The following is a 21,459-nucleotide window of genomic DNA, read 5'->3' as shown; positions in this document are numbered from 1 at the left end:
TGTGCGACTTGTAGGCGTACGGTTGTCCACGAGCGGAGGGGGCCACATGGCTGAAGAGACCTGGCACGCGGCGCGACTGATCCCAACTTCTGGGATCAACGGGGCCGAGGAGCAAGAGCGGAGGGCGACATCGGCCCTGCTCGCCGTGATGAGCGCGGTGCGTGAGTTCGGCGCCGCCATCACGAAGTCGATGGGGGCGCCATCGGGCACCGTCGAGACCTTCATCGAGGTTCCGTTCGACCTCGGGGAGCGGAAGGTGTTCCCCGACGGCTTGATCCGCGTGTCCCGGGGGTCGAAGACGTGGGTCGCCCTGGTGGAGGTCAAGACCCAGTCGAACGACCTCGCCGGGCCCCAGCTCGAGGACTACCTGGACGTGGCCCGAGCCGAGGGTTTCGACGCGCTCCTGACAATCTCGAACGAGCTGGCCCCGACGCCGGGCGTCCACCCAACGACCATCGACAAGCGCAAGCTCCGCAAGGTGGCGATCCACCACCTCTCGTGGACCGAGGTGCAGACCGCTGCGGTCATGCAGAAGGTGCATCGTGGCGTCGCTGATCCAGACCAGGCCTGGATCCTCGGTGAGCTCATCCGCTACCTGGAACACCCTCGTTCCGGAGCTATGGGATTCGAGGACATGGGCGAGGACTGGGTCACCGTCCGGAACGCCATCGAAGCCGGCACGTTCCGCCCGACCGACAAGGGCGCGCCTCGCGTCGCCTCGCGTTGGGACCAGCTCGTCCGTTTCGCTTGCCTCACGCACGGCCAGAAGCTCGGCGTCGAGGTCCAGCCGGCGCTGAGCCGCAAAGAGCAGGCCGACCCGCTCCTCGCCAACCAATCCCTTGTTGGCGGCCTGGCGCAGAACGGCCTGCTCGAGCGAGAGATCAAGATCATCGGCTCCGTTGCTCCGCTGACGCTCGGCGCCGACATCCGGGCGCAAAAGGTCACCTGCTCCCTCACCATCGATGCTCCCAAGGAAGGTCGAGCTACCACCCGGGTGAACTGGCTCGTCCGCCAGCTCAAGGACGCACCCGACAACCTCCGCATCGACACCTACGTCGTGAACGGCCGCTCGGTCGCCTCCTCGGAGCTGCTCAAAGACGTCCGGGAGAACCCGGCCCTCCTCGTCCCCGACCCCTCAAAGGAGCTGCGAGCCTTCCGCCTCGTCCTGGCCGCCCCGATGGGAGCCAAGCGGGGCAAGGGCCGGGGCACCTTCATCGGATCGGTCCTCGGCATCCTCGAGTCCTTCTACGAGAGCACCGCCCAGAACCTCCGGCCCTGGGCGCCCAGCGCCCCGAAGCTCCGGCCCGTCCCGGAGCAGGTAGATGCAGAAGCCCAGGAGCAAGGTGTCAACCACAGCCTCGTGTCGACGGCGGCCTCTTCCCAGGACGGTGCGACGTACACGCCCCGCCCCATACCGGCACCGTCGGCAGCCCCCGACCATGCCGTGGCACCCGCACCCGAAGCCCCGGCAGCGGACACCGAGCCATGACCTGGGCTCAGGTGCTCTGCGAGATCGCTGACGCAGCGCCCGTCAGCGGGCTGGAGTCGTACTTCACCACCTACTCGGGTCGCGGATTCGACCGCGTCGCGATGGAGGGTCCTCCAGATCGCTTCACCGCCGGGGACCTCTATGCCTGCGCGCTGCTGTCGGCCGAGATCGAACCGCACACTGGCGCCGACCTCCTCGACCGAGAGGCAAAGAGGTGTACCGGCCTGCTCCAGGCGATTCCCAGCGTCGTGAGCATTCGCGACGACCAGTCGGCGGATGCCCTCGCATCGGATGGAGCTGCGGCCGAGCTCTACGGCCTTCTCCGCTCCATGAAGTCGATCGGCCCCACCAGGGCCTCGAAGCTCTTGGCGGTGAAGCGCCCTGGGCTCGTGCCGATTCGGGACTCCTTCGTCGAGGAGGCCCTCGACGCCCGGAAGGTCTCGGAATGGTGGGCTCCGATGGTGGCGGCATGGAGCACGCCAGCTCTCGGCCCCGCCGTCGATTCGCTGCGCGCCCGTGCGGGATCAGCAGTTCCTCCCTACGTCACCGACCTGCGTCTGCTCGACGTATCCGTCTGGCTCTCCATCGAATCCACACATCCTCTTGCTGGGGCTTCGGATACCGAGGACTCGAGTGACCATGCCGTTCCGCTATCAGACACAGAGGTCCCTCTCTAGGCGGTTGCCGCGTCGTCTAGCTCCACTTCGTCGGGCGGCGTGCACTTCACCAAAGTCTCGGCCTTGGACCAAAGATCCTCGTAGGTGCGACGCACCGCACCCTCACGATCCTCGACGGTCGTTAGCACTACGGATCGTTTGCCGAACGTGTTGAGGGACCCGCCGATCATGGTCACCGGTCCTGATCGCGGGACCAGGCAGCGGTCGTGGAGTTCCCTACCTGCGACTCGCACCTCGAATACACGCCCAATGGGCGCCACATCTAACGCTGCCCTCATCTCGGCGTTGGCCTTGGCGCGAGCGTCCCCGCCACCGACGAGCACACGGTCAACCCCCGTGGACGTCAGCAGCCTCAGTGCTTGTTCCAGGCCCACGTAGGGGTCGGCCAACATCGCCCCTAGGCCCGCAGAGCCGATATGGCCCATGACCTTCACTAGGGCGTGGGGGTCGTTGGATGCCACCACCTCCACGACAGAACCTTCGTCCACCGCCTCGAGCCCGACCAGCAAGGCTCGACCAAGCGAGGTGACCCTGAGGGCTCCAGGGTCCTCCAGCGCGCCGATTCGGATCAGGTAGTCGATGGTCGATTCCGCTGCTTCGGTCAGGGTTCGAGGGCCATGGATGCCGGCCATCGCCACCTGAAGCATCTTCGCCATAGTGACGAGCGGCGACCCGTCGGGAAAACCGTACCTCGCCTCGATTCGTCCCCGCTCGAACTCTGCTACGAGTGTGGCAATCGGCGAATGACCCCCACGGTTGATGGTGTCGACGTAGCTCAGCACACGGAGTTCTTCCTCCGAGATCAACTCCATGCCGGGGAGCGTAGGCCCCGCTGCGGGACTGGCGGTACGGGCTAGTACTGGACGGCACAACTACCGGCTCTGACCTGCAGACATCGCTGTGACAACTCACTCTCGGAGGCCGTTCGGGCGTTTCCCAAGCTGAATACGGGAGTTCGATTCTCCTCACCCGTTCCAGCACGAAAGGCCCAGGTCAGCCCCGGTTTCCGGGCGGCCTGGGCCTAGGTCGTTCAGGACGCCTGGACCTTCGTCGTTCAGGACGGAGGGCCCGCCTGAGGGCGGCCGCTCACGCCGCTGTCTGGCCGCAGGGTGCCCGGTGGAGGTCGCTGAGCCGGGACGCCGGCAGACTGGGATCTTGGCGACGGCTCTGCCAGGACGGCGATGACGATCGCTCGCCGTCGCGGTGAGGTGCCAGGCTCGCGGCATGGCGCTGGTGGTGGTGGAGGACCTGGACGATCCTCGGTTGGCGGACTACTGGCACCTGCGGGAGCCGAACGTTCGGGCGCGGGTCGAGCGGGAGGCGGGGATCTTCACCGTCGAGGGGTGGTTGTCGCTCGAGGCGCTGGCCGAGTCGCCGTATCCGGTGCGGTCGGCGCTCGTTGCCACCAAGCACGCGGCGCGAGCACAGTCGATCGTGGGGCCGCTCGTGCCGGTGTACGCCGTGGCGGAGTCGGCGCTCGAGCACGTCACGGGGGTCCACTTCCACCGCGGGGTGCTGGGTGTAGGCGAACGTCTCGACGCTCTTGACGCGGGTGCGGTCCTCGCCGGCGCTCGGCGCATCCTCGTCCTCGAGGGCGTGAACGACTACGAGAACCTGGGTGGGCTGTTCCGGAACGCGTCGGCCTTCGGGGTCGACGCCGTGCTGCTCGACCCGACGACCGCCGATCCGCTCTACCGGCGGTCGACCCGGGTGTCGCTCGGACACGTGCTCCGGGTCCCGTACGCTCGCGCCTCGATCGAGGCGTGGCCGAGCATCCTCGAGGACCTCCGCCGGGAGGGCGTGGTAGTCCTCGCGCTCACCCCCGCTCGCGATGCGGCTCCGCTCGCGTCGATCATCCCGGACCTGCCCGAGCGGGTCGCCGTGGTGGTCGGGGCCGAGGGGCCGGGCCTGAGCGGCGAGGCGATGGCGTCGGCCGAGCACCGGGTCCGCATCCCCATGACCCCCGGCACCGACTCGGTCAACGTGGCCACCGCTGCCGCCATCGTCCTCGCCACGCTCTACGAAGCACGGCTCTGAGCGACCATGGGCGGTGACCAGCCCGGTCCGGGCCCACCACCGGTGGCCGGGCGCGACTTCGACCTCACGGTCACCGCTCAGGGTCTGCGGGTAGCGTCGACGGCCTGAGCGGATTCGAGGCAGTGAACGAACTCGAGCGGAGGCTGGTCGCCGCGGCACGTGACCCTGCGGAGCGACCAGCGTTCTCCCAGCTGCTGCTGGCGAGCGACGTGTTCGTGCTGGGGACGATGGACCAGCCGCCAGTGGATGGGGTGGCGCAAGCGGGCGCGATGGCCAACCTCCTGAGCTTCACCGATGCCGACGGCAGCTTCACGGCGTTCTTCTCCTCCGAAGCGACCGTCGAGCTGACCGTCGCCGCCCGGCCGGGCACCGACCCACGGTTCCTGCGACTGCCGTGCCGGGCGCTGTTCGAGTTGACGAAGGGGGCGCGCCTTGTGCTGAACCCCGATGCGCCGTACGGCAAGGTCTTCCTCCCGTCGGAGGTGGCGGCGCTCGGGCGCGGCGCCGAGCCGGGGCTCGACCGCCAGGTGCTCCAGGCCGAGCGCCAGGTCCTCGTCGGCGTGCCCGTCCACACGCCTCCGGCACTGCCCGAGGTCCTCGCCCGGTTCCTGGTCCAGCGGCCGACCGTCGAGGCTGCCCACCTCGGCTGGATCGCCCACCCGGACGGGCACACCGGCTTCCTCATGGTCCTGCTGGCCGGGGACCGAGACGCAGCGATGGCGGGGTTCGGCTCACTCCAGATCGGCGAGCTCACCGAGGGCGAGACACTCGACGTGATGGTGGTGGCACCCGGGACCCGGGACCACCTGCTGGCGAACATCCCGTCCTTCTACCGGCTCGCTGCCCAAGCCGACCTCCCCGAGCCCCCGAAGCGCCGTTGGTTCCGGCGGTCCTGACCGGTGAGCGACGGGGCCGGTCGGCTTCGACCGGCCGGCTCGAAGGCCGGCTCAGTCGGTGCTGCGGGCCCGGGCGAGGCCGCGCTCCACCCACGGCACCAGCTGGCGCTTGGTCTTCACGTGCTCGGGCGCCACCCGCACCCAGCCCTTCACGTCGCGGCCGCGCATGACCATGGGCTCGGCCTTGGTGGTGGCGAGGAGGCGCTCGGTGTCGTCGGGCTCCACCCGGACCATGAGCCCGCCCTGGCCGCTCACCGCCAACGCCATGTGGCCCTCGAGCAGGAAGGCCAGGCCGCCGAACATGCGCTTCTCGGTGACCTCGGCCTCCGCCGCCAGCAGGTCCCGGATGCGCTCCGCGAGCACCTCGTCGTACGCCATGGCCGCTAACGCTACGAGGCCCCGACGGACGGCCGAGCGAAAAGGACGAAGCGGGCGCGATGAGTTCGGGGGCGGGCCGGCGTCAGTTGGGGCAGCAAGCGGATCGGCCGCTGCGAACCGGCAAGGAGCCTGCGATGACCACCACCTTCCCCTCCACCTCGACCACCACCGATGCGACGAGCTCGACCACCGAGGCAACGGCCCGGCCGTTCTGGCTGGTGCTCGGCCTCTCCGGCCTGGTGGCCGCCTGCGCCACCACCGCCCTCGTGGCCGGCGCCAAGGCCGTCGACATCCCGATGGTCGCCGGCCCCCGCAACGACGCCGCCGGCAAGGTCATCCCCACCGCCGGCTTCTTCAGCGGCACGCTGATGTTCACCGTCATCGGCCTGCTGATCGCCGCCGCCATCGTGCGGTGGGCCAAGAACCCGAGCCGCACCTGGACCATCACCACCGTCGTGCTGACCGCCGTGTCGTTCGCCGGGCCGGCCACCACCGGCCACGCCAGCCTCGCCACCCACGTCGTGCTCTACGGCACCCACGTCCTGGGCGCCGCCATCGTCATCCCCGTCGTGGCCCGCAGCCTCGCCGCCCGCCACTGACCCACCGAGCTGCTCGCCCGCCGAGCGGGAAGTCGTTGCACTTCTGCACGCCGTGCGTGCAGAAGTGCAACAACTTCGCGTATGGGGGGGCGCGGGTCTAGCGTCAGCCCTTCCAGTGCTCGTCGACCAGCGGGGGTCGCAACGCCATGGCCGGAGATCGAGCGACCCATGCGGATCGTGTCGCGGCGGCCTACGAGCTCTTCGCCCGGGAGCGGCGCATCGCCAACCGGCCGGGGCTGACCGTGGCGGCGAGCGCCCAGGCGATCGGCGCGTCTCGCTCGCAGTTCTACCGGTACTGGGAGACCACCTCCGCGCTGGCGGAGGACCTGGCGCTCCACCGGGCGACGAGCGATCGGGGGTGGCAGGCCCGGGTCCGGGCCGACGACGATCCCGACGTCTTCGCCGCCCTGCGCCGGGCCCTCCAGCACCCCGACGCAGCCGACGGCGCCACCTCGCGAGCCGTCGTCGCGGCCGAACCGATCGACGCTCCGACCCACGCCGGCCTCGCGGCGTGGGAGGCCCGCGGGATCGGCTGGCTCGCCGAGCGGCTGCGGGGAGGTCGACCGGCGGCCGACGTGCCGTGGACCGCCCTCGCCGCCATGGTGACCGCCCTCGTCGACGGCACCCTCCTCGAGCGGGGGTCGCGGGTCGGCGGCTCCCCCGGCCCGTTCGACGAGGCCTTCGCCACCCTGGTGGCCGACACCGCGCGAGCGCTCACCGCCTACTTCGCCACCCACGCCGTCGCGGCGGACGAGCCCCTCGCCCCATCCGGACCTGGCGGCTCCGAGCCGCGCCCCGAGGGGGCGAGCCGCCTCCTCGAACGAATGGATGCCGCCATCCGAGCCGGCGCGCTGCCCGCATCGGTCACCACCGAGCGGCGCGTGGTCAACGTCGATCGCCTGTCCCGGGACCTGAGCCTCACCAGCCGGGGCGTGTTCGACATCTGGCCGAGCGCCGCCGACTTCAACGCCGACCTGTTCGCCGAGAGCCTGCGCCGGCTCGGCATGGTCACCGACCTCGCGGCCATGACGGCGTTCACCGAGTCGACGGTGACCGACCCGAGCGAGGTGGCGGCAGTCCTGGTCCGGGTGAACGAGCGGCTGATGGACCTCGACGAGCTGCAGGAGCCGCTCGTGCAGCTGGCCCTCATGGACGTGCTCGACACCCCCGACGCCGCGGGTCGCCACGCCGAGCTCATCCAGCGCTGGTCCGACGACAACCAGATGCGGGCCGCCGCCGTCCTGCAGGCGTCCGGGCGCCGCCTGGTCCCCGAGGTCGCCATCGCCGACTACGCCGACCTCGTCATCGGCGCCGGCCTCGGCGGTTGGCGGGTCTGCGCCACGCACCGCAGCCTCGTGGCCCGCCGCTGCCGCTACCTCGACGGCGACGTCGCGACGATGGCCGCCGCCCTCGACGCCCTGACCCAGGTCTGCGCCGAGCCCTGGGAGGCCGGTCCGGCGCACGGCAGCGCCTCGGCGTAGGCGTGGACGCACGCGCCGACTGACGAACGTTCGAGCGACCGGCGGGCCCGGGCCCACGGACGGCACGGGCGCGACAGGGCGGCGTCAGGGGCTGTGCGAGACTGCGCCGCTTCCGACGACGAGCCGAGGATGACCACGCCGTGAGCGACGTGAGCGACGCCATCGACCCGCCCACGGCCCTCGCCGGCCACGGGGCCGACCACGGCGGCCACGGGCACGCCTCCCAGGGGAGCATCGTGGCGCTGGCCGTCGGTGCGCTGGGGGTGGTGTTCGGCGACCTGGGCACCAGCCCGCTCTATGCCATCCGCGAGACCTTCGAGAGCCACCACCACCGGCTGGCCGTCGACGAGGTCAACGTCCTCGGTGCCATCTCCATCGCCCTCTGGACCCTCGTGGTCATCATCGCCGTGAAGTACGTGCTGCTCGTCATGCGGGCCGACAACCACGGCGAGGGCGGCATCCTCGCCCTGACCGCCCTGGTCTCCCCCGCCGGCTCCACCGACCGCCGCGCCCCGGTCGCCCGAACCGGGGCCCTCGTGCTGCTCGGCCTGTTCGGCACCGCGCTGCTCTTCGGCGACGGCATGATCACGCCCGCCATCAGCGTGCTCAGCGCCGTCGAGGGCGTGAAGGTGGTGCAGCCCGACCTGGAGTCGTGGGTCCTGCCGGCGGCCATCGCCATCATCGTGGGGCTCTTCGCCATCCAGCGCTTCGGCACCGGCCTCGTGGGCAAGGTGTTCGGCCCGGTGATGGTGCTGTGGTTCGGCACCATGGCCGTGCTCGGGACGGCCAGCATGCTGCGCAACCCGGAGATCCTCCAGGCCTTCAACCCCGTCCACGGGGTGCGCTACTTCACCACCAACACCACCAAGGGCTTCCTCTCCATGGGCTCGCTGTTCCTGGTGGTCACCGGCGGCGAGGCGCTGTACGCCGACATGGGCCACTTCGGGCGCCGCCCCATCAAGGTGAGCTGGTTCTCGATGGTCCTGCCGTCGCTCGTGCTCGTGTACCTCGGCATCGGCGCCCTCCTGCTCCGGGACCCGCACGCCATCGAGAGCCCGTTCTTCCTGCTCGCTCCGGAGGGCTTGCGCATCCCGTTGGTGGTGCTGGCCACCCTCGCCACGGTCATCGCCTCGCAGGCGCTCATCTCCGGCGTGTTCTCGATCACCGTGCAGGCGGTGCAGCTCGGGTACGCGCCGCGCGTGCGCATCGTCAACACGTCGTCGAAGGCCCAGGGCCAGATCTACGTGCCCGGCATCAACTGGCTGTTGATGGTGGCGTGCATCGGCCTGATCGTCGGGTTCGGCTCGTCGGCCCGGCTGGCCGCCGCCTTCGGCCTGTCGGTCACCGGGACCATGTTCATCACCACCATCCTCTTCGCCGTCTACGCCGAGCGGCACTTCGGCTGGAACCGGGTGCTGGTCTGGACCGCCGCCGGCCTGATCCTGGTGGTCGAGGGCGCCTTCCTGGCCGCCAACCTCTTCAAGATCCCCGACGGCGGCTGGTTCCCGCTGGTGGTCGGGGTGGTGGTGCTCACCGTGCTCACGACCTGGAAGACGGGCCGCCGGCTGGTGCACGAGCGCCTCCGCTCCGGCACCCCGCTCGAGACCTTCGTGGCCGGCCTGGCCCGGGGCCGGTCGAAGTCGGTGGTGCGGGTCGACGGCACCGCGGTGTTCCTGTACTCCGACCCCGGCTCCACCCCACCGGCGCTGCTCGCCCACGTGCGCTCCAGCGGGGCGCTGCACCGCGACGTCTACGTGGTGGCGGTGGAGACGGCCAGCTCCCCCATGGTCCCGGCTTCGCAGCGCGAGTCGGTCACCGACGTGGGCGGCGGCGTGCGCCAGGTGACGCTGCGCTACGGCTTCATGGAGGAGGTCCAGGTGGCCACCGACCTCGAGTCCCACCTGCGCATCGAGCCGGCCCGGACCGACTACTTCCTCGGCCGCGAGACCATCCGCTCGACCGACCGCCCGGGCATGGCCCGCTGGCGCGAGCACCTGTTCGCAGTCCTGGCCCGCAACGCGTCCGACGTCGCCGCCCACTACCACCTGCCGGATGACCGGGTGGTCGAGATCGGCCAGCGCCTCGAGCTGTGACGCCGGGCCGGACCGTCCGGCCGCCGGGAACGAGCGGTGCCTACGAGCGGGGCTGGAAGGCGGACTTGGGGGCGGAGGTGCCCTGGCCCTGGGTCTCGAACTCGTCGACGGTGTTGCCGTCGGCGTCGAAGACCCAGCCGAGGACGCGCCAGCCCTCGACCACGACGTCGACCGAGGTGCCGTCGACGGTGCCGGTGCCGCGGGTCTCGGTGGTGCCTTCGAAGTACCACTCGTCGGCCTCGTAGAGCTCCTCGGGGCTCTCGATGACCCGCCGGTCGGTCGTGTAGTAGAGGAAGTCGGGCGCCGGGTGGTCCTCGAAGACGGCCAGCTTGTCGTTCGCCAGCAGCTCCCTGTACGGAGCGAGGGCATCCTCGGCCTCCTGGGCCGAACCGCCGATGCGAGCGATGGCCAGCTCGCCCATCCGCACCACCCGGGCGTCCAGGGCACCGATGGTGGTGGCCTCCCCGTTGAGCTCCAAGGGGTGGTCGTCGGGAACCGAGCGGACGGCGTCGCGCAGCACCTGGTAGTCGGGCAGCTCGCGCTCGAGCGCCTCGGCCTGCAGCACGTCGCCCAGCTCCCACGGCGGCGAGCCGCCCTCGAGGTCGGCGGCCCAGGTGTTGACCAGCCGCTCGGCCCGATCGAAGAAGCGCTGCAGCGCCTCGGTCGCCTCGTCGTCGAGCTGGCCACCGGCGGCGCCGGCGTCCTCACCGCCACCGGTGGTCGCCGTGCGCTGCGCGTAGACAGCATCGATGTCGACCCACGCCGCGGCGTTGGCCAGGTCGCCGTAGAACGCCGCCCCCTCGCCGTCGGTGGCGCCGTCGAGGTCGCCCTGCACCACGGCGTCGACGATGAGCGTCGGGCCGACCCACGGGTCGACCTCGATGGCCCCGGGGGGCACGATCCGCCCGTCGGCCACCTCGAACGGCACCACGCGAGCGACCTTCTTGTCGCGGGTGAACTTCACCTCGTAGCTCCCGTCGGCCGCGTCGAGCAGGTGCCAGCCCGCGCCCCAGCCCTGGTCGGTCAGGTTGTTCCAGCCCCGGACGTCGTCGAACTCCGCCACCAGCTCCTGGCCCACCACCGTGCCGTCGTTGGCGCTGAACGTGTGCCGGCTGTCGACCGAGGAGGCCTGGGCGAAGCGGGTCCCGTCGCGGAAGGCGTAGGCCTCCACCTGGTAGCTGTCGAACTCGCCCTTGAGGAACGCGGTCACCCGCAGCTTGGGGCCGTCGTGCTCGTCGACGGTGTCGAGGCCCACCAGGCCCACCGGCAGCAGCCAGTCGTGGTCGACCGCGTAGCGGTGCTCGCCCTCGAGGGCCACCACGGTGAGCGAACCGTCGTGCAGCAGCTCGTCGATGCCGTCGAGCTCCGAGACCAGCCGCAAGGTGAACGCCACCGTGCCGGCATCGTCGATGTCGGTGCCGTCCTCCCAGCGCTGGAGGTCGATCGTGGTGGCGGTGCCGTCGTCGAGCTCCGGGGCGTCGACCCGGTGCTCGAACCAGGCGCTGCCGTCGGGCCTGGCCACGGTCCACACCAGCTCGGCGCCGGCCGGCGACGGCCCCGCCAGCACCACGCGGAGCTTCGGGCTCCACCCCTCGGGGTGGTAGCTGCCGAACGAGCCCGCGCCCGCGCAGGCCGTGCTTGATCACTGAGGTCATCCCGCTGACCGTCCTTCTGTTGGGCTTCCCGCACCGGAGTTCGGCGTGAGGGTACCCCGGCCCTGCCGGGGCGGGCGACGTCAGAGCGTGCGGCGGAGCAGGGCGTGCACGCGCTCCCACGAGCGCTCGGCGGCATCGTGGTCGTGGCGGGGACCGGCCGGCGCGAAGCCGTGCTGGGCCGCCGTCTCGACGTCGAGCGAGTACGTCAGCCCGGCGGCATCGGCCGCCGCCACGAACACCTCGCGGTCCTCCGGCGGCGCCGTGGGGTCGGGGTCGCACCACGCCAGGTGGACCTCGGCCTGCAAGCGGTCCAGGTGCAGGTGGGGCGAGTCGTCGGTGTCGCGCACCAGCCAGGCGCCGTGGATGGACGCCGCCGCCTTGACCCGCTCCGGGAAGGCCCGGGCCACCGAGATGGCGAGGCCGCCGCTCATGCAGAACCCGACGGCGCCGGCCGGGCCGTCGCTGGCGGCGGAGTCGTCGGCCACCGCGGCGAGCAGCGCCTCGGCGTCGCTGACGATGTTGGTGGGCGTGATGCTGCCCATCAGGTCCTGGCGAGCGTGCATGTCCTCGTCGCTCTGGCCGAACTCCCGGTAGGGGCCGCCCCGGTAGTACAGGTACGGGAGCACCACGTAGTAGCCGGCGGTGGCCAGGCGGGAGGCCATGTCCCGCAGGGCCGGCCGGATCCCGGGCGCGTCCATCAGGTACAGGACGACGGGGTGCGGACCGCCGTGCTCGGGGTGGAAGACGAAGGTGGGGAGCTCGCCCTCGGGGGTGGTCACGGTCAGCTCGCGTTCGATCACGGGCCGAGTCTGGCACCGCGATCCCGTCGGTCGCGGCCGCGGCCCGGGGCCGGGCGCGACGAGGCCCGGGCCACCCTCCCGCTGGGTGGGCCCGGGCCGATCGGGTGGCGCCTGGGGTCAGGGGGCCACGGTGGTGGAGGTGGTCGTGGCGCTGTCGGCCGGGTCCTCGTCGGTGTCGTCGGTGGACGGCTGCTGCACGTTGCGGGGCTGCAGGGTGATGCTCTTGGTGGTGGTCCCGCCCGGGCCGTAGGCGGTGAGCAGGAAGGTGTGCGAGCTGGAGCAGTTGAACGGCAGCGAGTCGGAGTCGTTCGGGCCGTAGGTCTTGTAGACGCCGGGGCCGTCGATGGAGATGGTGGTCTTGGTGGCGTTCTGCGTGGTCCAGCTGGCGCTGAAGTCCTGCAGGTTGCCGTTGTGGCAGTCGATGTTCTCCGGCGTGTCGAAGCTGTAGATCACCGGCTTGGGACCGTTGTTCGTGCTGCCGCTGTTCGACCCGTTCGACCCGGTGTTCGAGCCGTTGGAACCGCTGTCGGTCCCGGCGTTCGAGCCGGTGCTGCCGTTGCTGCCGTTCGAGCCCTGGTCGCCGGTGTCGGGCGCCACGGTGGTCGAGCCGTCGGCCACGGTGGTGGAGCTGTCGGCCGTGGCGGTCGACGTGGTGGCGTCGGCAGCCTTGTCGTCCTTGGAGCCCGAGCCCGAGCAGCCCACGAGGAGGCTGGCGGCAGCGAGGGCGATGCCGGCGACGGTGGCCCGACGGGCCCAGCGGCCTCGGGCGATCGGGCGGGAGGTGGAGGTGGTGGCGGTGGTGGGGTCGGTCTGCATGGGATCTGCTCCTTGGGGTGGACCGGGGTGCCCCGGCGATGGGAGTCCTGACCACCGAAGCACGGACCCCTTAGCGAACCCTTCAGGTGACGTGCGTCACACAGTTGGCACGGACCTCCAGCTCCGCGCGAGGCGGCCCAGGCGCTCCTCCGGGGTCGGGGAGGGCCTGGGCCGTGCTCGATCGGGGGCCGGCGGTGCCGGCCGCGGCTTCAGAGGTCGCCCTGGGCAGGGTCGGCGTCGGTGTCGTCGGTGGGCGGCTGCTGCACGTTGCGGGGCTGCAGGGTGATCGACTTCGAGACCTTGCCACCGGGCCCGTAGGCGGTGAGCAGGAAGGTGTGCGGCGTCGAGCAGTTGAACGGCAGCGAGTCGGAGTCGTTCGGGCCGTAGGTCTTGTACAGCCCAGGGCCGTCGATGGAGATGGTGGTCTTGGTGGCGTTCTGGGTGGTCCAGCTGGCGCTGAACATCTGGAAGTCGCCGTTGTGGCAGTCGATGTTCTCCGGCGTGTCGAAGCTGTAGATCACCGGCTTCGGGGCGTGGGGCGCCGGGGCGTGGGGAGCCGGTGCCGGGGCGGGCGTGGGGGCGGGCGCCGGGCTCGGAGCCGGCGTCGGGGCCGGAGCCGGAGTCGGGGCCGGAGCCTCCGGGGCGGGCGCCTCGACGACCGGCGCCTTGGCCACCGGCTCCTCGGCCACCCCGTCGGGAGCGTTGGTCCCGGTGGTCAGGATGGCGTCGGCGGCGTCGGTGCCGGCGGTGGTCTTGGCGGCGATGGCCTTGGTGGTGGGGCCCTTGGCGGTGTCGCTCGGGCGGCCCGAGGTCGAGCAGCCGACCATGAGGCTGGCAGCGGCGAAGGCCAGGCCGGCGACGGCGAGGCGTCCGGTGCGAGCCCGGCGGACGGTGGTGGTGGTCGAGGTGGCGGTGGTGTTCATGGCGGTGCTCCCTGTGGCGGTGGGGCCGGGGATCGGCCTCGTTGCCCCTCCTGACCCCCGACCGCCACCGCCCTTAGGGATCTGCCGGAGGTTTTCTCCGCGCCGGCGCCTGGGCGCTTGCGGCTCAGGCGACGGCAGCCTGGCGGGCGAGGAGGAACCGGCGCTCGGCGGCGTTGGAGGCCAGGTCGGCCGCGGTGGCGAAGGCGGCCGCGGCTTCGGCCGCACGATCCAGGCGGGCCAGCAGCTCGGCCCGGGTGGCGTGGAAGCGGTGGTAGCTGGCGAGGTCGAGCCGGTCGACCTCGGCGAGCGCCGCCTCCGGACCGTGCACCTCGGCCACGGCGATGGCCCGGTTCAGCGCCACCACCGGCGTGGGGGTGAAGACGAGGAGCTGGTCGTAGAGGGCCAGGACCTGGCCCCAGTCGGTGTCGGCGGCGGTGGGGGCGTCGCTGTGCACGGCGTTGATGGCGGCCTGCACCTGGTACGGCCCGGGCAGGCCGCGGCGCAGGCAGGCCCGCACGATGGCCTGGCCCTCGGCCACCAGGTCGGCGTCCCACCGCGACCGGTCCTGGTCGGGCAGCAGCACGATCGAGCCGTCGGGCGCGGTGCGGGCTGCCCGGCGGGAGTCGATCAGCAGCAGCAGGGCCAGCAGGCCGTGGACCTCGGGCTCGTCGGGCATGAGCTCCACGAGCAGGCGGGCGAGGCGGATGGCCTCCACGCACAGGTCCTCCCGGACGAGGTCGTCGCCGGCCGACGCCGTGTAGCCCTCGTTGAACACCAGGTAGACCACCGAGAGCACCGGTCGGAGGCGATCGGGCAGCTCGGCGTCGCCGGGCACGCGGTAGGGGATGTTGGCGGCACGGATCTTGCGCTTGGCCCGCACCAGGCGCTGGGCCATGGTGGCTTCGGGCACCAGGAAGGCCCGGGCGATCTCCTCGGTCTCGAGGCCGCCGAGGAGGCGCAGGGTGAGCGCCACCTGGGTGGCCGGGGCCAGTGCCGGGTGGCAGCAGGTGAAGATGAGGCGGAGCCGGTCGTCGCTCACCGGGCCCACCGGTTCGGGTGGTTCGTCATCGTGGTCGGCTTCTCGCACGGCCTGGGCCTGGCGGTCGTCCCGGGTCCCCTCCCGGCGCAGCCGGTCGATGGCCCGGTTGCGGGCCGTCGTGGTGATCCAGGCGCCGGGGTTCGGCGGGAGCCCGTCGGTGGGCCACCGCTGGGTGGCGATCAGGAACGCCTCCTGGACCGCTTCCTCGGCGACGTCGATGTCGCCGAAGGCGCGGACCAGGGTGGCCACGCACCGCCCGGACTCCTCCCGGAAGGTGCGAGCGATCGCCGTGGGGTCGAACCCGGCCACGCGGCCTACTCGCCCTGCATGGGCCGGACCTCGACGGCGCCCTTGCAGGCGATGGAGCCCTGGGTCGCCCAGGCGAGGGCCTCGTCCAGGTCGGCGGCCTCGATCACCCAGAAGCCGCCGAGGTGCTCCTTCGACTCGAGGAACGGGCCGTCGGTGGTGACCACGTCGGTGCCCTCGTGGGCCCGGACGACGGTGGCGGTGTCGGCCGGCATGAGGCCGCAGGCGAACACCCACGCCCCCTTGGCCTGGAGGTCCTCGTTGAACTGGCCCACGGCGGCGAACGCCGCCTGCATCTCCTCGTCGGAGGCGTAGGGGCTCTCGTCGGTGCCGTGGACGGAAAGCAGGTACTGGGTCATGTGGTGCTCCTCTTGGTCGGCGCCGGCCCGGTGCCGGTCGCTCACCATGGCGACGAACGGCCTCGAGCCGGATCGACACCCTGGCAGAACTTCTTCCCGAGATCTTCCCCCCTGCGCGCCCGAGCCCTCCCCGGAGGGAGGGCTCGGTGGCGGAGGCGGCGGGGCGGTGGCCCGGCTCAGGGCTGCTGGAGCTTGACCTCGACCCCGGTGGGGTCGGTCAGGACCACGAGCTTACCGTAGGGCGTGTCGTCCGGGCCCTGGACGACCGCGCCGCCCAGCTCGACGGCCTTGGCCGCGGTGGCCTCGGCGTCCTCGACCTGGATGTAGACCGCCCAGCGGGCCGGGGCGCCCTCGGGCAGGAAGGCGGAGCCGTCCATGATCCCGACGACCTCGTCGCCGCCCGACTTCAGGGTGCTGTAGCGGAACTCCGGCGTGTCGCTGGCGACGTTGACGTCGAGCGAGAAGACCTTCGAGTAGAAGGCGACGGCGGTGTCGTAGTCCCGCGAGAGGAGCTCGAACCAGCTCGGCGCGCCCGGCTCGGCCACCGCACCCAGGCCGGTGTGGGTGCCGGGCTGCCAGGTGGCGACGTTCACGCCGGTGGGGTCGGTGAGGTAGGTCCCGGTGCCGAGGTCCATCATCTCGACGGGCCCGTCGATCAGCGTGGCGCCGGCGGCGACGGCGGTGTCGGCCGTGGCCTGGGCGTCGGCGGTGTCGAAGTACACCGTCCAGGTGTCGGGCTGGCCGGTGGAGCCGTCGTTGACCATGCCCCCGGCCACCGGCACGCCGTCCTTGGTGAAGGTGAAGTACCCGCCGAACTCCTCGTTGGGCTCCTCGGCCTCCCAGCCGAACAGGCCGCCGTAGAAGGCGCGCGCCTTGGCGGCGTCGCCGGTGAACAGCTCGATCCAGGTGGGGGCACCGGCCGGTGCAGCATCTCGGGTGGTCATCGCAGACTCCTTGGAAGGTGGGGGACGCCATGATGACGCTTCCGGGTGGGGGGACTCATCGCTTGTCCGAAAGATCCGGTTCGGTCCGGGCGTCGCCCGCTCACGCCTTGGCCGGCATCGCCTGGAGCGCCCAGCCGTTGCCGTCGGGGTCGGTGAAGTAGAGGAAGTCGCCCCAGGGCAGCACCTCAACCTCGCTCACGTCGACGCCCCGGCCCAGCAGCTCCGCGCGCCTCGTGGGCGTCGGCGATCACCAGCTGCAGGCCCTGGGCGGCGCCCGGCTCGCGCTGGTCGATGCCGACGCCGAAGGTGATGGAGCAGGCCGAGCCGGGCGGGGTCAGCTGGATGAAGCGCAGCTCGTCGCTGACGACGTGGTCGTGGTCGGCCACGAACCCGACCTGGTCGACGTAGAAGGCCTTGGCCCGATCGACGTCGCTGACGGGCAGGCTCACGAGCTCGAGCTTCATGTCCATGGTGGTCTCCTCGGGTTGCGGGCCGGGGCCTGGTGCCTCGACGAAGCCCATGGTGCGCCGCCAAACCGGCCACCCCCTGACCGGTTTGGGACGGAACCTCAGGACGTGGGCGTCCGCCGCCGGATCGACACCAGCACCAGGGGATCGATGCCGGGGTTCTCGATGGCCTCCAGCGGCAGGATCTCCAGGGGCAGCAGGGCGCCGGCGGAGAACCGGCGCCGCCCGCCGTGGGTGCACGCCAGGTCGACCTCGCCGGCCTCCACCGACACCAGCGCCCCGGTCCAGTCGGACGGCACGTAGGGCAGCGAGCTCCCGCCCTCGATGACCACCACGCGCCGCTCGGCCCACGGGGGCACGGGGCGCCCGGCGAGGTCCAGCGGATCGGTCATCCTCGTTCGACGCCGCCCACCGGCGGAACTCATCGGCGACCGGCCCCCGCTGCCGGTGGGCCTGGCTAGCTTCCGGAGATCCGTGCGGCCGTGTCGAAGCAGGCGTGCCGGCTCCGACGTCTCCCCCGAAGCGGCGCCCGCACGGGGAGCCGCACCCACCAGAGGAGCACCACCCGATGAAGTACATGCTGATGATCTACGGCAACGAGGACGTGTGGACCTCGTTCGAGCCCGAGGCCATGCAGAAGCTGGTCAACGAGACCGACGCCCTCCTGCGGGACCTGGCCGAGAGCGGCGAGCTGGTGGGCGCCTACGGGGTGTCGGACCAGGTGATGGCCAAGCAGGTGCACGTCACCGACGGCGTCCCAGCCGTGACCGACGGGCCCTACATCGAGGCCAAGGAGTACCTGGGCAGCTTCACCATCGTCGACTGCGAGAGCCTCGACCGCGCCCTGGAGATCGCCGCGGCCAACCCGGCCTCGGCCTTCACCCAGGTCGAGGTGCGGCCGCTCATGCACGAGTCGGCCAGCAACCCCTGATGGCCGCGGACGGCGTCGAGGACCTCCTGCGGCCCCTGGCCCCGCAGGTCCTCGGCGCCCTGGTCCGCCGCTTCGGCCACTTCGACGCCTGCGAGGACGCCGTCCAGGAGGCGTTGCTCGCCGCCGCCACCCAGTGGCCCCGCGACGGCCGGCCCGAGCGCCCCAAGGCGTGGCTGATCACCGTCGCCTCCCGGCGCCTGGTGGACCGGCTGCGCGGCGACGAGTCCCGCCGCCGCCGTGAAGACGCCACCGCGGCGAGGGTGCCGTCGGACGCCTTGTTCTCGCCGGCGGCGGACGACGAGCGTGCCCCGGCCCACGACGACACGCTCACCCTGCTGTTCCTGTGCTGCCACCCGGCCCTGACCGCGCCGTCGCAGCTCGCCCTCACCCTCCGAGCCGTCGGCGGCCTCACCACCGCCGAGATCGCCAGCGCCTTCCTGGTGCCCGAGGCCACCATGGCCCAGCGCATCAGCCGGGCCAAGGCCCGGATCCGCGACGCCGGCAGCACCTTCGGCCCGCCCCCGGCCGCCGAGCGGGCCGAGCGCCTGGGCGTGGTCCTGCACGTGCTCTACCTCGTGTTCAACGAGGGCTACACCGCCAGCTCGGGGCCCGACCTGGCCCGCGCCGACCTGACCGCCGAGGCCCTGCGCCTCACCCGCCTCGTCCACCACCTCCTGCCCGACGACGGCGAGGTGGCGGGGCTCCTCGCCCTCATGCTGCTCACCGACGCCCGTCGCCCGGCCCGCACCGCGGCCGACGGCTCACTGGTGGTGCTGGCCGAGCAGGACCGCACGCGCTGGGACCGCGCCGCCATCGACGAGGGCACCGCGCTCCTCGCCACCGCGCTCGGCGGCGACGCACCGCTGGGCCCGTACCAGGTGCAGGCGGCCATCGCTGCGGTGCACGACGAGGCCGCCGACGACGCATCCACCGACTGGGCCCAGGTGCTGGCGCTCTACGGCGTCCTGGAGCGCCTGGCCCCGAACCCGTTGGTGACGCTCAACCGGGCCGTCGCCGCCGGCGTGGTCCACGGCCCCGAGGCGGGCCTGGCGCTGCTCGCCACGGTGGCCGACGACGAGCGGCTGGCGGGCAACCACCGGGTCGACGCGGTGCGGGCCCACTTGTTGGAGCAGGCCGGTGACCTCGACGGTGCCCGGGCCGCCTATCGCCAGGCTGCTCGCCGCACCACCAGCGCGCCCGAGCAGCGCCACCTCGAGGGGCGGGCCCGCCGCCTCACGTGACCACCCGCTTCTCGAAGCCGCTGACCCCGATCCAGGTGAGGACGACGGCGAAGAGCACCAGGGCGCCGTAGATCCACCCCAGCGCCATGTGGTCGACGCCCTGCACCAGCGCCGCCCGGAAGCCCTCGGTCATGTAGACGAGCGGGTTCACCAGCACCGCCAGCTTCAGCCAGCGGATGGGCGACAGGGTGGTCCAGGGGTAGTACACCGACCCCAGGAAGGTGAGGGGCAGCACCACCAGCGCGAACAGGTACGACACCGACTGCGGTGCCACCTTGGTGCCGAGCACCAGCCCCAACGAGGCGGCCACCCAGCCGGCCAGCGGCGCCATGGTCAGCAGCACCAGCCACCGGATGTGCAGGTGCACGTCGGTCGCCGGGACCACCGCGGCGATGGGGAACACGAGGGCGGCGGCCACCAGGCCCTGCAGCATGCCGGTGACGATCTTCTGCACGCCCACCAGGCGGGTGGGCAGCGGCGCCAGGACCCGGTCCTCGATCTCCTTCGAGTAGCCGAACTCCTGCACCAGAGGAAGGGCCACGGCCTGGATCCCCTGGAACACGATGGCCAGGCCGATCACGCCCGCCACCAGCACGGCGGTGAACAGCTCCTCGCCGCCGGCGCCCTTGCCGCCCACGCCCTGGCCGATCTTGGGGAAGACGTAGGTGAAGACGAACATCAGCAGCAGCGGCTGCATGATCGTGCGGAGGACGAACAGCGGCAGGTTCTTGAGCAGGACGTGCAGGTCTCGGGCCAGCAGGGCGAGGAACGCCTTGCGGTAGGCCACCGCCGGCGCATCGAGCTCGGTGCGCGCCGTGGGCGCGTTGACGGCGGTGCCCGGCGTGGGGGTGTCGGTGGTGGTCATTCGCGCAGCTCCCTGCCGGTGAGGTCGATGAAGACGGTCTCGAGGGTGGGCTCGCTCGAGGAGAGGTCGGTAACCGAGTAGCCCTCGCCCTCGGCCAGGTCGATGATCCGCGGCAGCAGGCCCTTGGCCTTCTGCACCGCCAGGGTCACCGTGCCGTCGCCGACCTTGGCGTCGTCGGTGCCCTCGATGCCCTCGCGCAGCAGGTCGGCCAGGCGGGCCAGGTCGCCGCCCTCGGCGGTGACCTTCACCAGGGTGTCGACGCCGGTGGAGGCCTTCAGGCCCTCCGGCGTGTCGAGGGCGAGGAAGCGGCCGTGGTCGATGATGGCCACCCGGTCGCAGAGCTGGTCGGCCTCCTCCATGTAGTGCGTGGTGAGCAGGATCGTCTGCCCGCCGACGTGGAACTCCCGCAGGATGTCCCAGAGCGCCAGCCGGCTCTGCGGGTCGAGGCCGGCGGTGGGCTCGTCGAGGAACAGCACCCGGGGCCGGTGCATGATCGCCCGGGCCACCATGAGGCGCTGGGCCATGCCGCCCGACAGGGCCATGACGGGCATGGACGCCCGGTCCGTGAGGCGGACCTGCTCGAGCATCTCGGCGGCCAGGATCCGGGCCGGCTTGGCCCGCATGCCGAAGTACCGGCCGTGGAACTCGAGGTTCTCGGCCACGGTCATGGCCCGGTCGAGCGTGTTGCTCTGCGGCACCACCCCGATGACCTGCTTGGCCCGCGCCGGGTTGCCCACCACGTCGACCCCGCCGACCTCGGCGTGGCCGCTGGTGGGCAGCACCCGCGTGGTGAGCATGCCGATCGTGGTGCTCTTGCCGGCGCCGTTGGGGCCGAGGAAGCCGTAGATCTCGCCCTCGCGCACCTCCATGTCGATGCCGTCGACGGCGGTGACGCCACCGGGATAGGTCTTGGTCAGGCCGGTGGCACGGATGACCGCGGCCTTGCCCTCGGGGGCGGCTCGGGTGGGATCGATGCGGGGTGGGTCGGCGGTGGTCGTCGTGGGCTCGGGCATCAGCCCTCCTCGGCGTAGGTGGTCTGGAGTCGGTGCAGGATCCGCCGCAGGGAGGCGGCGTCGCGCTCGCCGAGCGCGGCGAGCAGCTCGGCGTCGTGCTCGTCGGCGGCGGCGTCGAGGCGGGCGAACTGCGCCTCGCCCTCGGCGGTGAGCGCCACGCGGATGACCCGGCGGTCCGCGGCGTCGCGGGTGCGGGTGATGGTGCCGTCGCGCTCGAGGCGATCGAGGTGGTGGGTGATGGTGGAGCCCTCGAGGCCGGCGAAGGCGCCCAGCTCGCGCTGGGACAGGCCGGGGTTGCGGTGCAGCCCGCTCAGCAGCACGAAGTGCGGCAGCGACGACCCGGCGTCGGCCAGCACCCGGTGGAAGCGCGCGCTGGTGGCCTTGGCGGTGAAGACGAGCTGTCGACCGAGGCGTTCCATCGAGGGGCAATGATTCGATGTCGAACGGTTT

At 71.9% G+C, this 21,459-nt stretch carries 22 protein-coding genes and 1 pseudogene; 9 read left to right on the top strand and 14 right to left on the bottom strand.

Annotated features, from left to right (window positions below; all coding sequences use genetic code 11):
• Positions 1–46: 46 nt before the first annotated feature.
• Together KSP35_RS16190 and KSP35_RS16185 are read left to right on the top strand one after the other, a co-directional pair.
• On the top strand, positions 47–1,489 hold the full coding sequence (locus tag KSP35_RS16190) for a hypothetical protein (RefSeq protein WP_216996854.1): 1,443 nt from the start codon (positions 47–49) through the stop codon (positions 1,487–1,489).
• 11 nt (positions 1,490–1,500) lie between these two features.
• Entirely contained in the window at positions 1,501–2,166 is a 666-nt protein-coding gene (locus KSP35_RS16185; protein ID WP_216996853.1) for a DUF6308 family protein, read from the top strand.
• On the opposite strand, the gene KSP35_RS16180 is transcribed toward KSP35_RS16185, so the two are convergent.
• A complete protein-coding gene (locus tag KSP35_RS16180; protein WP_216996852.1) occupies positions 2,163–2,978 on the bottom strand; it encodes a hypothetical protein in 816 nt (271 codons plus the stop codon). The two genes, KSP35_RS16185 and KSP35_RS16180, sit on opposite strands and share 4 nt — an antisense overlap.
• Positions 2,979–3,390: 412 nt before the next feature.
• Here KSP35_RS16180 and KSP35_RS16175 point away from each other — a divergent pair, with 412 nt between their 5' ends.
• Both KSP35_RS16175 and KSP35_RS16170 read left to right on the top strand, forming a co-directional pair.
• Positions 3,391–4,203: an RNA methyltransferase gene (locus KSP35_RS16175; protein ID WP_216996851.1), complete on the top strand. Its 813-nt coding sequence runs from the start codon at positions 3,391–3,393 to the stop codon at positions 4,201–4,203.
• Positions 4,204–4,325: 122 nt separating this feature from the next.
• Positions 4,326–5,099 (top strand): enhanced serine sensitivity protein SseB C-terminal domain-containing protein, encoded by a 774-nt coding sequence (locus KSP35_RS16170; RefSeq protein ID WP_216996850.1) that lies wholly within the window; start codon positions 4,326–4,328, stop codon positions 5,097–5,099.
• A 51-nt stretch (positions 5,100–5,150) separates the two neighbouring features.
• Here KSP35_RS16170 and KSP35_RS16165 read toward each other — a convergent pair whose 3' ends face one another.
• Entirely contained in the window at positions 5,151–5,477 is a 327-nt protein-coding gene (locus KSP35_RS16165; RefSeq protein ID WP_216996849.1) for a TfoX/Sxy family protein, read from the bottom strand.
• A 134-nt stretch (positions 5,478–5,611) separates the two neighbouring features.
• On the opposite strand from KSP35_RS16165, the gene KSP35_RS16160 reads away from it, so the two are divergent.
• The 3 genes from KSP35_RS16160 to KSP35_RS16150 all read left to right on the top strand — a co-directional run bounded on the left by KSP35_RS16160 (position 5,612) and on the right by KSP35_RS16150 (position 9,650).
• The gene (locus KSP35_RS16160; protein WP_216996848.1) at positions 5,612–6,076 is read left to right on the top strand and encodes a DUF6069 family protein; all 465 of its coding nucleotides are present in this window, start codon (positions 5,612–5,614) and stop codon (positions 6,074–6,076) included.
• 146 nt (positions 6,077–6,222) lie between these two features.
• Positions 6,223–7,557: a TetR/AcrR family transcriptional regulator gene (locus KSP35_RS16155; protein WP_216996847.1), complete on the top strand. Its 1,335-nt coding sequence runs from the start codon at positions 6,223–6,225 to the stop codon at positions 7,555–7,557.
• 140 nt (positions 7,558–7,697) lie between these two features.
• Entirely contained in the window at positions 7,698–9,650 is a 1,953-nt protein-coding gene (locus KSP35_RS16150; protein WP_216996846.1) for a potassium transporter Kup, read from the top strand.
• A 40-nt stretch (positions 9,651–9,690) separates the two neighbouring features.
• Here the strand turns inward: KSP35_RS16150 and KSP35_RS16145 are convergent, their stop codons facing one another.
• The 9 genes and pseudogenes from KSP35_RS16145 to KSP35_RS16105 all read right to left on the bottom strand — a co-directional run bounded on the left by KSP35_RS16145 (position 9,691) and on the right by KSP35_RS16105 (position 17,351).
• Positions 9,691–11,217, bottom strand: a complete 1,527-nt coding sequence (locus KSP35_RS16145) for a hypothetical protein (protein ID WP_216996845.1) — start codon at positions 11,215–11,217, stop codon at positions 9,691–9,693.
• A gap of 168 nt (positions 11,218–11,385) precedes the next feature.
• Complete coding sequence (locus tag KSP35_RS16140) at positions 11,386–12,105, bottom strand: dienelactone hydrolase family protein (protein ID WP_216996844.1); 720 nt, start codon at positions 12,103–12,105, stop codon at positions 11,386–11,388.
• 117 nt (positions 12,106–12,222) lie between these two features.
• Entirely contained in the window at positions 12,223–12,921 is a 699-nt protein-coding gene (locus KSP35_RS16135; RefSeq protein ID WP_216996843.1) for a hypothetical protein, read from the bottom strand.
• A 209-nt stretch (positions 12,922–13,130) separates the two neighbouring features.
• On the bottom strand, positions 13,131–13,844 hold the full coding sequence (locus tag KSP35_RS16130; protein WP_216996842.1) for a hypothetical protein: 714 nt from the start codon (positions 13,842–13,844) through the stop codon (positions 13,131–13,133).
• A gap of 124 nt (positions 13,845–13,968) precedes the next feature.
• Positions 13,969–15,192, bottom strand: a complete 1,224-nt coding sequence (locus KSP35_RS16125) for an RNA polymerase sigma factor (RefSeq protein WP_216996841.1) — start codon at positions 15,190–15,192, stop codon at positions 13,969–13,971.
• 5 nt (positions 15,193–15,197) lie between these two features.
• Positions 15,198–15,548 (bottom strand): YciI family protein, encoded by a 351-nt coding sequence (locus KSP35_RS16120; protein ID WP_216996840.1) that lies wholly within the window; start codon positions 15,546–15,548, stop codon positions 15,198–15,200.
• Positions 15,549–15,724: 176 nt separating this feature from the next.
• Positions 15,725–16,492, bottom strand: a complete 768-nt coding sequence (locus tag KSP35_RS16115) for a VOC family protein (protein ID WP_216996839.1) — start codon at positions 16,490–16,492, stop codon at positions 15,725–15,727.
• Between the two features lie 100 nt (positions 16,493–16,592).
• Positions 16,593–16,962, bottom strand: a pseudogene (locus tag KSP35_RS16110) (glyoxalase superfamily protein).
• A gap of 98 nt (positions 16,963–17,060) precedes the next feature.
• Positions 17,061–17,351 carry a hypothetical protein gene (locus tag KSP35_RS16105; RefSeq protein WP_216996837.1) on the bottom strand — a complete coding sequence of 97 codons (291 nt, stop codon included), beginning with the start codon at positions 17,349–17,351 and terminating at the stop codon, positions 17,061–17,063.
• A gap of 176 nt (positions 17,352–17,527) precedes the next feature.
• On the opposite strand from KSP35_RS16105, the gene KSP35_RS16100 reads away from it, so the two are divergent.
• Positions 17,528–17,890 (top strand): YciI family protein, encoded by a 363-nt coding sequence (locus KSP35_RS16100; RefSeq protein WP_216996836.1) that lies wholly within the window; start codon positions 17,528–17,530, stop codon positions 17,888–17,890.
• Positions 17,890–19,131 (top strand): RNA polymerase sigma factor, encoded by a 1,242-nt coding sequence (locus tag KSP35_RS16095; RefSeq protein WP_216996835.1) that lies wholly within the window; start codon positions 17,890–17,892, stop codon positions 19,129–19,131. The genes KSP35_RS16100 and KSP35_RS16095 overlap by 1 nt, the downstream gene beginning before the upstream one ends.
• On the opposite strand, the gene KSP35_RS16090 is transcribed toward KSP35_RS16095, so the two are convergent.
• The 3 genes from KSP35_RS16090 to KSP35_RS16080 are packed head-to-tail and all read right to left on the bottom strand — an operon-like array spanning position 19,124 to position 21,365.
• Complete coding sequence (locus tag KSP35_RS16090; protein WP_216996834.1) at positions 19,124–19,996, bottom strand: ABC transporter permease; 873 nt, start codon at positions 19,994–19,996, stop codon at positions 19,124–19,126. The two genes, KSP35_RS16095 and KSP35_RS16090, sit on opposite strands and share 8 nt — an antisense overlap.
• Positions 19,993–21,009 (bottom strand): ABC transporter ATP-binding protein, encoded by a 1,017-nt coding sequence (locus KSP35_RS16085; protein WP_216996833.1) that lies wholly within the window; start codon positions 21,007–21,009, stop codon positions 19,993–19,995. Before KSP35_RS16085 ends, KSP35_RS16090 begins: the two co-directional genes overlap by 4 nt.
• Entirely contained in the window at positions 21,009–21,365 is a 357-nt protein-coding gene (locus KSP35_RS16080; protein ID WP_216996832.1) for a MarR family winged helix-turn-helix transcriptional regulator, read from the bottom strand. Before KSP35_RS16080 ends, KSP35_RS16085 begins: the two co-directional genes overlap by 1 nt.
• Between the last annotated feature and the right edge of the window lie 94 nt (positions 21,366–21,459).

The sequence above is a fragment of the Aquihabitans sp. G128 genome (assembly GCF_019048865.1).
GTDB lineage: Bacteria > Actinomycetota > Acidimicrobiia > Acidimicrobiales > Iamiaceae > Aquihabitans.
This window is presented reverse-complemented; position numbering and strand designations above follow the sequence as displayed.